Genomic DNA, 12454 nt, shown 5'->3' with positions numbered 1-12454 from the left:
ATCACGCGGCGCGGGTCTGCTTCTGTCTAATCGTACGCGTTGAGCGGCGGCAAGCCCGCATTGGGGAGCCGCCGGGGTGCGGTCATGCGGTCAGCCGCGGACCTGGCCTTCACCCTGGACGATCCACTTGGTGGTGGTCAGTTCGCGAAGCCCCATCGGGCCGCGGGCATGCATCTTCTGCGTGGAGATGCCCACTTCGGCTCCCAGCCCCAGCTCGCCGCCGTCGGTGAAGCGCGTGGAAGCGTTGACGATCACGGCGGCGGAATCGATCTCGGCAATGAAGCGCTCGGCATTGGCCAGGTCGTTGGTGATGATCGCCTCGGTGTGGCCGGTCGTCCAGTGCCGGATGTGCTCCAGGGCCTCGTCCATCGAATCGACGACGCCGACCGCCAGGTCCAGGTCCATGTACTCCTGCGCCCAGTCCTCGTCCGTGGCGGGCGTGGCGTCGGCACCTTCGGGCAGCAGCTCCGCGGCGCGCTGGTCCGTGTGCAGCCGGACGCCGGCCTCCGATAGCGCGCGCAGGACCTCGGCGGCCGCGTGCGCGTTGGAATGCAGCAGCAGGGTCTCCACCGTGTTGCACACCGAGGGCCGCTGGGTCTTGGCGTTGAGCAGGATGTCGATGGCCATCTCGGTGCTGGCCGATTCGTCGAGGAAGATGTGCACGTTGCCCTCGCCCGTCTCGATAACGGGGACCTTGGCGTTGTTGACCACGGTCTGGATCAGGTCGCGGCCGCCACGGGGAATCAGGACGTCGATCCGGCCGCGGGCCTGCATCAGCGCGTTGGCGCCTTCGCGGCCGTACTCGTCGACGCTCTGCACGGCGTCGGCCGGGAGGCCGACATGGTCCAGGGCATCCCGGATGACTCCGATCAGCGCAACGTTCGTCTGCGCCGCCGCGCTGCCGCCGCGCAGGACCACGGCGTTGCCGCTCTTGAGCGCCAGGCCGGCGATGTCCACAGTGACGTTGGGCCGTGCCTCGTAAATCGCGGCCACCACGCCCATCGGGACATGGACCTGGCGCAGGCGCAGGCCGTTAGGCAGGGTCTGGCCGCGCATGACCGTGCCGACCGGATCCGGCTGCCCCGCGAGGTTCCTCAGGGCGTCGGCGAGCGAAGCGATGCGTTCGGCCGAGAGGCTGAGCCGGTCCAGCAACGCCGCGCTGGTGCCGTTTTCCCGCCCGGCTTCGACGTCCAGGCGGTTGGCGCGCAGGATGAGGTCCCGCTTCGCCAGCAGCGAGTCGGCGATCTCCAGCAGGGCCTTGTCCTTCCAGGACCGGTTGGCCCTGGCCATGCGGCGCGAAGCGGTCCGGGCCCGGTCCGCGATGGCGCGGACGGCCGTCACGGCATCCGGCCGCTCGGCAGCGGCCTGCTCGTCACCGGAAGTTGCCTGGGAAGGAGCTGTCTGGGTCATACTGCGATTTTAGCCGGTGCCGAGCGGCGCGCCGTCCAGCGTTACGAACGCGTCACAGGACCACCAGGTCGTCCACGTGGACGACCTCGCGCTCGTACTGCCGGCCGAGGCTCGCGCCGAGTTCCTTGGTGGAACGGCCCAGCATGCGGGGCAGTTCGTAGGAGGAGAAGTTGACGAGCCCGCGCGCGACGACGCGGCCCTCGAGGTCCGCCAGTTCCACCGGGTCGCCGGGCTCGAACGTGCCCTTGACCGTGGTGATCCCGGCGGGCAGCAGCGACCGGTGACGTTCACGCACCGCCTGCACGGCGCCGTCGTCAAGGGTCAGGCGCCCCTGCACGGTGGCCAGGTGCGCCAGCCACAAGAGCCGGACCGGGCGGCGGGAACCGTTGACGCTGAACCAGGTGCCGACGTCGTTCCCCTCCAGCGCCTCCGCGGCGTTCGGGGTCGAGGTGACCAGCGCCGGGATTCCGGATTCGGCAGCGATGGTGGCTGCCTCGACCTTGGTGACCATGCCGCCGGTGCCGACCCCGGCCTTGCCCGTGCTCCCGATGCTGACGCCCTCGAGGTCCTGCGCGCCGTTGACCTGCGGAATCCGTTTGGCGCCGGCCTTGGGCGGGCCGTCGTAGAGCGCGTCGACGTCAGAGAGCAGCACGAGCGCCTCCGCCTTGACCAGGTGCGCGACGAGCGCGGCAAGGCGGTCATTATCCCCGAAGCGGATCTCGTGGGTCGCCACCGTGTCGTTTTCGTTGACAATGGGTACGACGCCGAGGTGCAGCAGGCGGTTCAGCGCACGGTACGCGTTGGCGTACTGCTGGCGGCGCATCAGGTCCTCGGCCGTCAGCAGCACCTGGCTCACGGCGACGCCGTGGGCTCCGAACGCCTGCGTGTAGCGGGCCATCAGCAGGCCCTGGCCGACGCTGGCCGCGGCCTGCTGGGTGGCCAGGTCCCGCGGGCGGCGGGCGAGACCCAGCGGGGCCAGCCCCGCCGCGATCGCCCCCGAGGACACCAGGATCAGCTCGGTGCCTCGGTTGCGCCGGGCAGCCAGCACCTCCACCAGGTCCAGCAGCGCATCTTCCGCAATCCCGCCGGCAACGGAGGTCAGCGAGGACGATCCGACCTTGACGACCAGGCGGCGCGCGGTCCGCAACATGGACCGGTCCGCCGCGGGGAGCCTACTGGTCATCGCCGTCTTCCGCAGCGGCCCCCTTGTAGTTGGCCGATTCGGTCCAGATGCCCGCCTTGCGCTCCGCTTCGAGTTCGGCGCGGGCGGCGGCCTTGGCATCCTTGCGGTCCTGCTGTTCCTGGCGCTTCTGGCTGCGGGTGGGCCGGCTGCTGAAGTCCGCGAGGCGCAGATCCGTGCCGCGCGGGGTGCCGGCGAGCAGCTCGGCGCCGCCCATCATAGTCGGCTCCCAATCGAAGACCACGGCGTCGTCCTCGCCGATCACCACCGTTGAACCGGGCACGGCGCCAGCCTTGAATAGCTGGTCTTCGACCCCAAGCTTCGCCAGCCGGTCGGAGAGGTAGCCCACGGCCTCGTCATTGTTGAAGTCCGTCTGCTTCACCCAGCGCTCGGGCTTCTCGCCCAGCACGCGGTACAGCGGCTCGAGGTTCTTCTCTTCCTTGCGGATGGTGAAGCCGGCCTCGTTGACCGCCCTAGGGCGCAGCACGATCCGCGCCGGGGCGGGGGCGGACGCGGCGTTGGTGCGGGCGGCGGAAACGATCTCGGCCATGGCGAAGCTCAGCTGGCGCAGGCCTTCGTGGCTGACCGCGGAGATTTCGAACACGCGGTAGCCCCGGCGCTCCAGTTCCGGCCGCACGAACTCCGCCATGTCCCGTCCGTCCGGGACGTCCACCTTGTTGAGGGCGACCAGCCGGGGCCGTTCGTTCAGCGGCACCACGCCCTCGCTGCCCGCGTAGCTCATGTCGACGGCGTAGGCGCCCAGCTCCGCCTCGATCACCTCAAGGTCCGTGATCGGGTCGCGGTCCGATTCGAGGCTGGCGCAGTCCAGCACATGCACCAGGGCCGCGCAGCGCTCCACGTGGCGGAGGAATTCGTGACCCAGGCCGCGGCCTTCGCTGGCGCCGGGGATGAGTCCGGGGACGTCCGCGATCGTGAAGCGGACATCGCCCGCCTGCACGACGCCGAGGTTGGGCACCAGGGTAGTGAACGGGTAGTCGGCGATCTTGGGCCGGGCCGCGCTCAGCGACGCGATCAGGCTCGACTTCCCCGCCGAGGGGTAGCCGACCAGCGCGACGTCGGCGATGGTCTTCAGCTCCAGCAGCACGTCCTGCTCGTCCCCGGGAACTCCGAGGAGCGCGAAGCCCGGCGCCTTGCGCTTCTGCGAGGACAGCGCCGCGTTGCCCAGGCCGCCCTGGCCCCCCGCGGCCACGACGTACTCGGCTCCCTCGCCGACCAGGTCCGCCAGGACCTTGCCGTCCTTGGTCTTGACGACCGTTCCGTCCGGCACGGGCAGGACCAGGGTCTCCCCGTTGCTGCCGTGGCGCATGTCGCCCTTGCCGAAGTCGCCGTTGCTGGCATGGCGGTGCGGCGCGTGGTGATAGGACAGCAGCGTGGTGGTCTGGGAGTCGACCCGGAGGATGACGTCGCCGCCGTTGCCGCCGTTGCCGCCGTCGGGACCGCCCAGTGGCTTGAACTTTTCGCGTCTTACGGAAACGCAGCCGTGGCCGCCGTCCCCACCGGATACGTGCAGTACAACCCGGTCAACGAAAGTTGCCACGTTCAACTCCTCTTGCGTGCGGCGGACCTGTCGCGCACGGACGGTCCATGGGTGATTCTAGTCGGGTTAAATACCAGTGAGGCGGACCAGCCGGCCCGCCTCACTGGAAAGCTGTCTACAGCCGAAAACTACTCGGCGGCTGCAGCAGCGACGATGTTGACCACACGGCGTCCGCGGCGGGTACCGAATTCAACGGCTCCGGCCTCGAGGGCGAACAGAGTGTCGTCGCCACCGCGTCCTACGTTCGCGCCCGGGTGGAAGTGGGTGCCGCGCTGGCGGACGATGATCTCACCAGCGGAGACCACCTGGCCACCGAAGCGCTTCACGCCCAGACGCTGAGCGTTGGAATCGCGACCGTTGCGAGTGGAGCTCGCACCTTTCTTATGTGCCATTTGCTATGCCTACCTTTGTGTCTCTGGAAACTGCTGGAAGCCTGCCGACCGCAATTAAGCGATGGAGGTGACCTTGACCTTGGTCAGTTCGGAACGGAAGCCCTGGCGCTTCTTGTAGCCGGTCTTGTTCTTGAACTTCTGGATGACAATCTTCGGGCCGCGAAGATTCTCAACGATCTCGGCAGTGACCTTGACCTTGGCCAGTTCGTCAGCTGCGGAGGTGACCTTGTCGCCATCGACCAGGAGCAGTGCAGGCAGCTCGAAGGTGCTGCCGGCTCCACCGGGGACGCGGTCAAGGGTCACGAGGTCTCCTACGGAAACCTTTTCTTGGCGGCCGCCTGCGCGGACAATCGCGTACACCACTTGGGAACTCACTTCTCTCGACGTTTGATACCTTTACGCGCTCTTCTGCGGGCCTGATTAGCTCCGCGCCAGCGCTGTGCAGTCACGCCAACGGGATGATCCCTTCGAAGGCGTTTGCACCGAAGAACTAGGTTACGCTATATCCGCTCCAACCCGCAAATACCGGCTGGTCCGGCGTGGCGTACCCCGGCGATCGGCGCCCCTGCTCAGGCGGGCGTCCCTCCGGCGTGCAGCCGCGGCGCGTCGAAGAACCGGAGTTCGTAGCGCGAGGACTCGCGGAACGCCTCAAGCATCCGCCGCCGCACGTCCTCGGTCGAACGCGCGGCAACATCGTCCATGATACCGACCGCCTGCCGCGTCGCCTCAGCGAACCCCTGGTCCGCGTAGGTTTCCAGCCAGTCGCCGTACGGATGCCCGGCCGCTCCCGAGGCCCGGTAGGCGCCGTGGAGCACCTCGCCGACGTGCGCATACAGCCAGTAGCACGGAATGACCGCCGCAACGAGCTCGGCATAGCCGCCGGAGGCGCCGGTCGCCAGCAGATGGTCGACATACTGCTTGGTCACGGGCCCGAGCCCGCCGGGCACCTCGCGCTCGCTGAGCCATTCCCGGTGCAGCTGCGCCTCCACCTCGATGCAGTCGCGGGCTCCCTTCGCCCAGAACAGCTGCTCCCCCGCCGTCGGCGCCAAGCTGCTCGCAAGCGCCAGCGCACGCGAATAGCCGGACAGGTAGAGCGCGTCCTGCGCGAGGTAGTAGCCGAAGTCGGTCTCCGGCAGCGATCCGTCACCCAGCTGGCGGATGAAGCCGAGGCCGAAAATTCCCGCGCGCAGGCCGGCAATGTCTTCCCAGCACTCGGCGCTGAAGGCGGCGGGCGGCCGCGGAGTGTGGTGGTGGAAGTGGTGGATGGGCCCGTTGCCCTGGCCGACTTCCAGCTCGTCGGCGCGGGCCAGCGCGCCGAAGAGCCAGTCCTTGACCTGTTTCAGCGACTCGGTCCAGTCCCCGGTCCGCGCCTGCACCGTCGCCATCGCCGAGGAGAGGGAGCAGCCGGTGCCATGCGTGTTGGCCGTGGCCACGCGCGCCGAGCGGAATTCGACGACGTCCTCGGCGAGGCGACCGTGCACGTCCACCAGTGCGTCGGGGCAATCGCCGCCGGGCAGGTGCCCGCCCTTCACCAGCACAATGGTCCCGTAGCGGCGCGAGAGGGTGCGGCCCTGGGCCAGCGCCGCGTCCCAGTCTTCTGCCATCGGCTCGTTGAGCAGCACACCGAGTTCCGGAAGGTTGGGAGTAACGAGGTGCGCGTTCCGCAGCAGCAGTCGCAGGGATTCCTCTGCCGCCGGTTCCAGCAGCCGGTCGCCGCTGGTCGCCACCATCACCGGATCAATAACGACGACGGCGGGCGCGGTTTCCGCGAGCCACTCCCCGACCGCTTCGATAATGTCCGCCGAGCCGAGCATGCCGATCTTCACGGCGTCGATCTCGACGTCGTCGCTGACTGCTGCCAGCTGCTCCGCCAGGAACGACGGCGGCGGCGTGTGCACGCTGCGCACGCCCCGCGTGTTCTGGGCGACCAGTGCCGTGACGGCGGCCATGCCGTAACCGCCGTTGGCCGCGATGCTCTTCAGGTCCGCCTGGATGCCGGCGCCGCCGGTCGGGTCGGTTCCGGCGATGCTCAGTACCCTGGGGATGCTGCGGGTTTCCACTGCTGGCTCCATCGATCAGAGGCGGAGCGAGCGTTGCACGGCAGCGCGGCGGGACGATCGAAATATAGAGGCAACGCCGGCGGAGCCGTGTGACAATCCCTCCGCCAGTCCTAACTGGTTCAGGTTCAACGGGTATCCATCTCAGCCGGCGTTACCGGCACCCCGTGTCACTGACGCCAGCATAGCAAAACGCCGCCGGGTGCCAAGTAAGAGGCACCCGGCGGCGTTTTTGCTGCCGTGGTCAGAGCTCGGAAGCGGGGACTCCCACGCCAAGGATTACCGGCTCGGCGCCCTTCTTCTCCGGCTGGGCCGGCTTGGCCGCCGGCGCGGAGACCGACACCCGGCGGGCGGCCGGGGCGCCTCCGGCGGCAACCGCGGGCGCGGGGGCTTCCGGGAGCTGCTGGACGGGTTCGGCATTGGCCGCTCCCTGCGGCCGGACGGCGGCCCGGTGGCGCCGGCGCCGGCCCGTCGGTGCCGTGGCCGGTTGCGCCTGCGCAGGTGCCGTGCCCGGCTCCGCCTGCGCACGTGCCGGCTGCACGGGTTCGGCGGCGGGTGCGGCAGATGCTGAGGACGCCTCCGCCGCGGACGGCTCCGGCGCGGCCCCCGGCCGGGTTTCGGCCGGGGCGGGCTTCTCCGCCTTGACCTCGGGGCTGACCCGGTCGAAGGCCTCGGTCAGGTTCTCGAGCGTCAGGGCCGGCTTTTCGCTCGCGGCGGCCGGGCTGTGCTCGGCCCGCGGCAGCGCCACTTCCTCGCCGTTGATCTTCAGGACCGGTGCGGACGGGGCAGCGCCCGCCTCGGCCAGCTCATGGGCATGGTCCTCGGCCTCGTGCGCGGCCTGGGCTGCGGCGGCAATGTTCGCCAGCGCGGCCCGGGTGGCCTGGGCCTTGGCCTGGCGCTCCGCGTCGTCCGGCTGAGGCGCCTCATGGGCGGCCTGCGCCTGCTGGCCCGCATCCTGGTTGCCTTGGCCGCGGTTCCGGCGCTTCTCGCTGCGCGACTGCCGCTCCGGACGCGGCGCCTTCTCCGCGCGAACATGGTGCTGATGGTGCTCCGCGGCGACTGCTGCCCGGCGGTGCTCGATCGGCTCGTCGTGGGTCACGACGCCCCTGCCGCCGCAGTGCTCGCAGTTTTCGCCGAACACCTCCAGCAGGCCGGTGCCCATGCGCTTGCGCGTCATCTGGACCAGGCCCAGGGACGTCACCTCGGCAACCTGGTGCTTGGTCCGGTCACGGCCGAGGCACTCGACGAGCCGGCGCAGGACCAGGTCGCGGTTGGCTTCGAGCACCATGTCGATGAAGTCGATGACGATGATGCCGCCGATATCGCGCAGGCGCAGCTGCCGGACGACTTCCTCAGCCGCCTCGAGGTTGTTCTTGGTGACGGTTTCTTCGAGGTTGCCGCCCGATCCGGTGAACTTGCCGGTGTTGACGTCCACCACTGTCATGGCCTCGGTCCGATCGATCACCAGGGAGCCGCCCGAGGGCAGGAAGACCTTGCGCTCGAGCGCCTTGTGGATCTGTTCGTCGATCCGGTTGGCCGAGAAGATATCCTCGTCCGCGCTCCACTTCTCCAGGCGGTCCACCAGGTCCGGGGCCACGTAGGTCACGTAGGCCTCGATGGTGTCCCAGGCTTCCTCGCCGGAGACGATGAGCTTGGAGAAGTCCTCGTTGAACACGTCGCGCACAACCTTGATGGTCAGGTCAGGCTCGGCGTAGAGCATCTCGGGCGGCAGCGTCTTGTTCGACTTGGCCCTGCCGTCGATGCCTTCCCACTGGGCGCGCAGCCGGTTGATGTCGTTCATCAACTCTTCCTCGCTGGCGCCTTCGGCGGCCGTGCGCACGATCACGCCGGCGCCCTCGGGGACGTGCTCCTTGAGGATCTTCTTGAGCCGGTTGCGCTCGACATCCGGAAGCTTGCGCGAGATGCCGGTCATCGACCCGCCGGGCACGTAGACCAGGAACCGGCCGGGCAGGGAGATCTGGCTGGTCAGCCGGGCTCCCTTGTGGCCGACGGGGTCCTTGGTGACCTGCACGAGCACCGAGTCGCCGGACTTGAGGGCGTTCTCGATGCGGCGGGGCTGGCCATCCAGATGCGCCGCGTCCCAGTTGACCTCGCCGGCATAAAGTACGGCGTTGCGGCCGCGTCCGATGTCCACGAACGCCGCCTCCATGCTCGGCAGCACGTTCTGCACCTTGCCCAGGTAGACGTTGCCGATCAGCGAGTCCTGCTGGGTCTTGGAGACGAAGTGCTCGGCCAGCACACCGTCCTCGAGGACGGCAATCTGGATGCGGTCATCGCGCTGGCGAACCACCATCTGCCGGTCTACGGACTCCCGGCGTGCGAGGAACTCGGCCTCGGTGATGACTTGGCGGCGGCGGCCCGACTCCCGGGACTCCCGGCGCCGCTGCTTCTTGGCCTCGAGCCGGGTCGAGCCCTTGACGGAAGAGACGCGGTTGCTCGGCGCGGTTTCGCTGACCGGCCGCGGTGCGCGGACCCGCGTGACCGTGTTAGGCGGATCATCTTCGTGGCCGCCCGTCAGCTCCAGGTCCTGGTCGCCGCGGCGCCGACGGCGCCGGCGGCGTGCGGTCACCCCGTCGGCCGCTTCCGGGGCGGCTTCCTCTTCCGTGGCGCCAGGCGTTTCTTCCGTGGCGGTCTCTTCGACGGCCTCGGTGCGGTTCTTGCTCTTCGAACGGCGGTTCCGCCGGCTTCGGCGGCGGCCGCCCTCCTCCTCGTCGGCTGCTTCGGCCGGCTCGGGCTCCTCGGCAGGCCGGGCGGGGCGGACCGTGGTCAGGTCCGGCGCATGGAACAGCAGCGACATCGGCGACTCGGGCACTGCGAACGGATTCAGCGGCGCTGCCGCATCCTGGGCGCTCTCGTCCTGGGCAGTCTCGTCCTGGGCCGCTTCACCGGCGGGCGACGACTGGTCCTGCGGCGCCTCCCCGGCCTCAGCGCGGGCTGGCTCTGCGGAGGCGGCCTCGACGGCCGGCTCGCCAGCCGCGGCGGGAGCGGACCCGGCGGTCTCGGTGGGCTCCGCAGACGGACCGGCCGGCTCGGAAACTTCGGCGGTTTCCTCCGCTTTCGCGGCCGGCTTCTTCCGGGTCGAAGTGCGGGTCCGGCGCGTCCGCGCCGGTGCGGGGGCCGCCTCGGCTGCAGCGGGCTCGGCTGCGGCGGGCTCCTCCGCAGCGGGCTCGGCGGCAGCCTGTTCCGGGGAGGCCTGGACAGCGGCGGTGCTCTCCGCGGTAGCCCCTTCCGTGCCGACCTTCTCGACGGCGGCGGCGCCGGCCGCAGGCTGGCCGGCCGCAGGCTGGTCGGCCGGCGCCTCGGTGGCCTGGGTCTCGGCCGCCTGGGCTTCGGCCTTGGGTGCGGCTTTCCGGCGGCGGGTCGTCTTGGGCTTGGCGGGCGCCTCGGTTTCGGCAGGCGGGGCTTCTGCGCCCTGCGCCGGAGCGGCGTCGCTCTGCGTGTCCGCTTCTCCCACGGCCGGCGGCTCGGCCGGCATCGGCGGAACGGTTACGGCACCCCCGGCGCCCGCGGATGCGGCGGCCGGTTTCCGGGTGCGGCGGACGCGGGTCCGTGCGGGCGCCGGCGTTTCCAGGGGCAGTTCCTCCGAAGACGCCGCCAGGTCCAGGTCCACGGCGGCTTTCCGGCGGGTCCGTACCGCCCGCTTGGCCGGCGGCGCGGCCGGCTCCATCCCCGTCCCTACGGCTGCGTCGCCTTGTGCTTCCGGGTTCTGCTGTTCAATTTCCATCTGTAGCTCTGCACTCCAGCCCCCTCTGGCACCAGCCACATTCCGGCGCCCCCAAGGGCGGTTTGCCGGTTATTCTTCGGGCCTTGCGGCCGCCCGTCACCGGAAGTCATTGTTATATCGCCCGGGCTCGCGCCATCTAGGGAGCGCAGCACACCCGGGGACCAGCGGCGCTTTTCCTACTACCGCGTATATTCTCTTCATCGGTAGGGTTGTCTGGCGGATTCCGCGGGTCCCATCCGGATGATGGGCCTTGCTAACCGGAAGCATCGCCGACAAACCTGGAAGCCTGTCGCTGGACCGGTAGTGGCATGTGGTTCCATTACCAGCCAAGAGCCATTCTCTCATACAGGTGCCCGTTTGGCTGTTATTTGCCACTTCTACTGTGGATAGAATCGAGCATCATCCCTGATGGAAAAGGACTTCTTCCGGTGAACACTATTCCTGACCGGTCCGGGACTGGAACCGCTGCCATACCGGCCGCCCACGCCGCGGACGACAGCGTTGCGGCGCCTGCCCGGCATAAACCGTTCGCCTGGCTGCTTCTCGTGACCGGCGCGATCGGCTGGGTCGCCTCCGCGATCCTCGTGCTCGAACGCATCGCGACGTACGTCAATCCGGATTACATCACCAGCTGCGACGTCAGCCCCTGGGTCTCCTGCGGCGCCGTCTTCAAGACCTGGCAGGCCTCCCTGTTCGGATTCCCCAATCCGCTGATCGGCATCGTGGCCTTCGTGGTGCCGATTACGACGGCCATGGCCATGCTCGCGGGCGCCAGGTTCCGGCGGTGGTACTGGATCGGCCTGCAGACCGGTGTCACCCTCGGCTTCATCTTCGTCGTCTGGCTTTGGAGCCAGGCGCTCTTCGACATCTTCATCCTGTGCATCTACTGCATGGTCGTCTGGGCCATGATGATTCCGATGTTCGTCATGGTGACGGTGCGCAACCTCGCGCACGGCGTCATCAAGGCACCGGAGGCCGTGGTCCGCTTCGCCGGCGACTGGGCCTGGACGATCACTGCGGTGCTCTGGATTGCCACGGCGGCGAGCGTGTTCATCCGCTTCATGAACGCCTTCCTCGGCGGCTGAGCGTCCGCATCGTCAACCGGAAAGGCCGCCCGCATCGCTTGGATGCGGGCGGCCTTTTTGCCTGCGGCGGGCCGGAAGGCTTAGCCGAACCAGATGCCGATCTCGCGCTCGGCAGACTCCGCGGAGTCCGAACCGTGCACCAGGTTCTGCTGGACCTTCAGCCCCCAGTCGCGGCCGAAATCGCCGCGGATGGTGCCGGGTGCGGCCATGGTCGGCTCGGTCGTCCCGGCCAGCGACCGGAAGCCTTCGATGACGCGGTTGCCCTCGAACACGGCCGCCGCCGTCGGCCCGCTCAGCATGAATTCCACCAGCGGTTCGTAGAAGGGCTTGCCGACGTGCTCTTCGTAGTGGCGCTCCAGCAGTTCGCGGGTAGCATCCACCAGCTTCAGCTGGACGAGCTTGTAGCCCTTCGCCTCCACCCTCGCCAGGATGGTGCCGGTAAGACCCCGGGCAACGCCGTCGGGCTTTACCAGTACCAAAGTGCGCTCAACGCTCACGTAGCTCTCCTCAATTCGCTTAACCTGCGGCTGCAGAGTTTCCCGGTCCATCCTATGCGAACCGCCCGGCGGCCCGGTCAGGCACCTTGTTCGGGAGCCGGCGGGTTGTTCCGCTCCCACTCAGCCTGCTCCGCATCGCGCTCGGCATTCTCGCGGTCCAGCCGGATACCCGTCCGGACGCCGTACCACCACGAGAGGGCGAACATGAGTCCGACGATGAACATCATCGGCTCCACGAAGCCCATGGCGATGATGACCAATTGGAGGATCCACCCGATGGCGTAGCCGGCGGGCCGGCGCAGCAGGGCGCAGTTGAGGACCAGCAGCAGGCTGAGCGCGAGTCCCACGCCCAGCACTACGGGCTGCGGGAAGCGGTCCTTGTGGAGTCCGAAGGCCACCAGGGTGGCGAAGAACACCACGAAGGCTTCGAGGGTGAGCACCATCGAGCAGAAGGTCACCTTGATGGACCGCCGCTTCTTGGGCATGTCCGGGCGCCATTCCCGCTGTGCTTTGGTCAGTCGTGCCATGTT

General features: G+C 68.9%; 10 protein-coding genes and 1 riboswitch. Of the genes, 1 reads left to right on the top strand and 9 read right to left on the bottom strand.

Going from position 1 to position 12454, the window contains the following annotated elements; genetic code table 11:
• Positions 1-90: 90 nt before the first annotated feature.
• From WFH44_RS16760 to WFH44_RS16730, 7 genes are all read right to left on the bottom strand, one after another.
• A complete protein-coding gene (locus WFH44_RS16760) occupies positions 91-1410 on the bottom strand; it encodes a glutamate-5-semialdehyde dehydrogenase (RefSeq protein WP_336715121.1) in 1320 nt (439 codons plus the stop codon).
• Positions 1411-1462: 52 nt separating this feature from the next.
• Positions 1463-2593 carry a glutamate 5-kinase gene (proB, locus tag WFH44_RS16755; protein WP_336715118.1) on the bottom strand — a complete coding sequence of 377 codons (1131 nt, stop codon included), beginning with the start codon at positions 2591-2593 and terminating at the stop codon, positions 1463-1465.
• The gene (gene obgE, locus WFH44_RS16750; RefSeq protein WP_336715116.1) at positions 2583-4148 is read right to left on the bottom strand and encodes a GTPase ObgE; all 1566 of its coding nucleotides are present in this window, start codon (positions 4146-4148) and stop codon (positions 2583-2585) included. The genes proB and obgE overlap by 11 nt, the downstream gene beginning before the upstream one ends.
• A 128-nt stretch (positions 4149-4276) precedes the next feature.
• Positions 4277-4540 (bottom strand): 50S ribosomal protein L27, encoded by a 264-nt coding sequence (rpmA, locus tag WFH44_RS16745; protein ID WP_074702156.1) that lies wholly within the window; start codon positions 4538-4540, stop codon positions 4277-4279.
• A 54-nt stretch (positions 4541-4594) separates the two neighbouring features.
• Positions 4595-4903: a 50S ribosomal protein L21 gene (gene rplU / locus WFH44_RS16740; RefSeq protein WP_264796954.1), complete on the bottom strand. Its 309-nt coding sequence runs from the start codon at positions 4901-4903 to the stop codon at positions 4595-4597.
• Between the two features lie 206 nt (positions 4904-5109).
• Complete coding sequence (gene thiD, locus WFH44_RS16735; RefSeq protein WP_442892925.1) at positions 5110-6612, bottom strand: bifunctional hydroxymethylpyrimidine kinase/phosphomethylpyrimidine kinase; 1503 nt, start codon at positions 6610-6612, stop codon at positions 5110-5112.
• 66 nt (positions 6613-6678) lie between these two features.
• Positions 6679-6775, bottom strand: a riboswitch (TPP riboswitch).
• 66 nt (positions 6776-6841) lie between these two features.
• Positions 6842-10342, bottom strand: coding sequence for an Rne/Rng family ribonuclease (locus WFH44_RS16730; RefSeq protein WP_336715110.1), 3501 nt, complete (start codon positions 10340-10342; stop codon positions 6842-6844).
• 470 nt (positions 10343-10812) lie between these two features.
• Here WFH44_RS16730 and WFH44_RS16725 point away from each other — a divergent pair, with 470 nt between their 5' ends.
• Complete coding sequence (locus WFH44_RS16725) at positions 10813-11427, top strand: vitamin K epoxide reductase family protein (protein WP_336715224.1); 615 nt, start codon at positions 10813-10815, stop codon at positions 11425-11427.
• A gap of 80 nt (positions 11428-11507) precedes the next feature.
• Here WFH44_RS16725 and ndk read toward each other — a convergent pair whose 3' ends face one another.
• Together ndk and WFH44_RS16715 are read right to left on the bottom strand one after the other, a co-directional pair.
• A complete protein-coding gene (gene ndk / locus WFH44_RS16720; RefSeq protein ID WP_336715108.1) occupies positions 11508-11924 on the bottom strand; it encodes a nucleoside-diphosphate kinase in 417 nt (138 codons plus the stop codon).
• A 77-nt stretch (positions 11925-12001) separates the two neighbouring features.
• Positions 12002-12451 (bottom strand): DUF4233 domain-containing protein, encoded by a 450-nt coding sequence (locus tag WFH44_RS16715; RefSeq protein WP_336715107.1) that lies wholly within the window; start codon positions 12449-12451, stop codon positions 12002-12004.
• Between the last annotated feature and the right edge of the window lie 3 nt (positions 12452-12454).

This window comes from Arthrobacter sp. USHLN218 (assembly GCF_037144715.1).
Lineage (GTDB): Bacteria > Actinomycetota > Actinomycetes > Actinomycetales > Micrococcaceae > Crystallibacter.
The sequence above is the reverse complement of the archived record's forward strand: the minus strand, read 5'-3'. Positions and strand labels throughout refer to the sequence as shown.

What these genes read in the sequence shown, in the direction of transcription:
- WFH44_RS16760 (WP_336715121.1), bottom strand. Translation starts at nt 1,410, where the DNA reads ATGACCCAGACAGCTCCTTCCCAGGCAACTTCCGGTGACGAGCAGGCC.
- proB (WP_336715118.1), bottom strand. Translation starts at nt 2,593, where the DNA reads ATGACCAGTAGGCTCCCCGCGGCGGACCGGTCCATGTTGCGGACCGCG.
- rpmA (WP_074702156.1), bottom strand. Translation starts at nt 4,540, where the DNA reads ATGGCACATAAGAAAGGTGCGAGCTCCACTCGCAACGGTCGCGATTCC.
- thiD (WP_442892925.1), bottom strand. Translation starts at nt 6,612, where the DNA reads ATGGAGCCAGCAGTGGAAACCCGCAGCATCCCCAGGGTACTGAGCATC.
- WFH44_RS16730 (WP_336715110.1), bottom strand. Translation starts at nt 10,342, where the DNA reads ATGGAAATTGAACAGCAGAACCCGGAAGCACAAGGCGACGCAGCCGTA.
- WFH44_RS16715 (WP_336715107.1), bottom strand. Translation starts at nt 12,451, where the DNA reads ATGGCACGACTGACCAAAGCACAGCGGGAATGGCGCCCGGACATGCCC.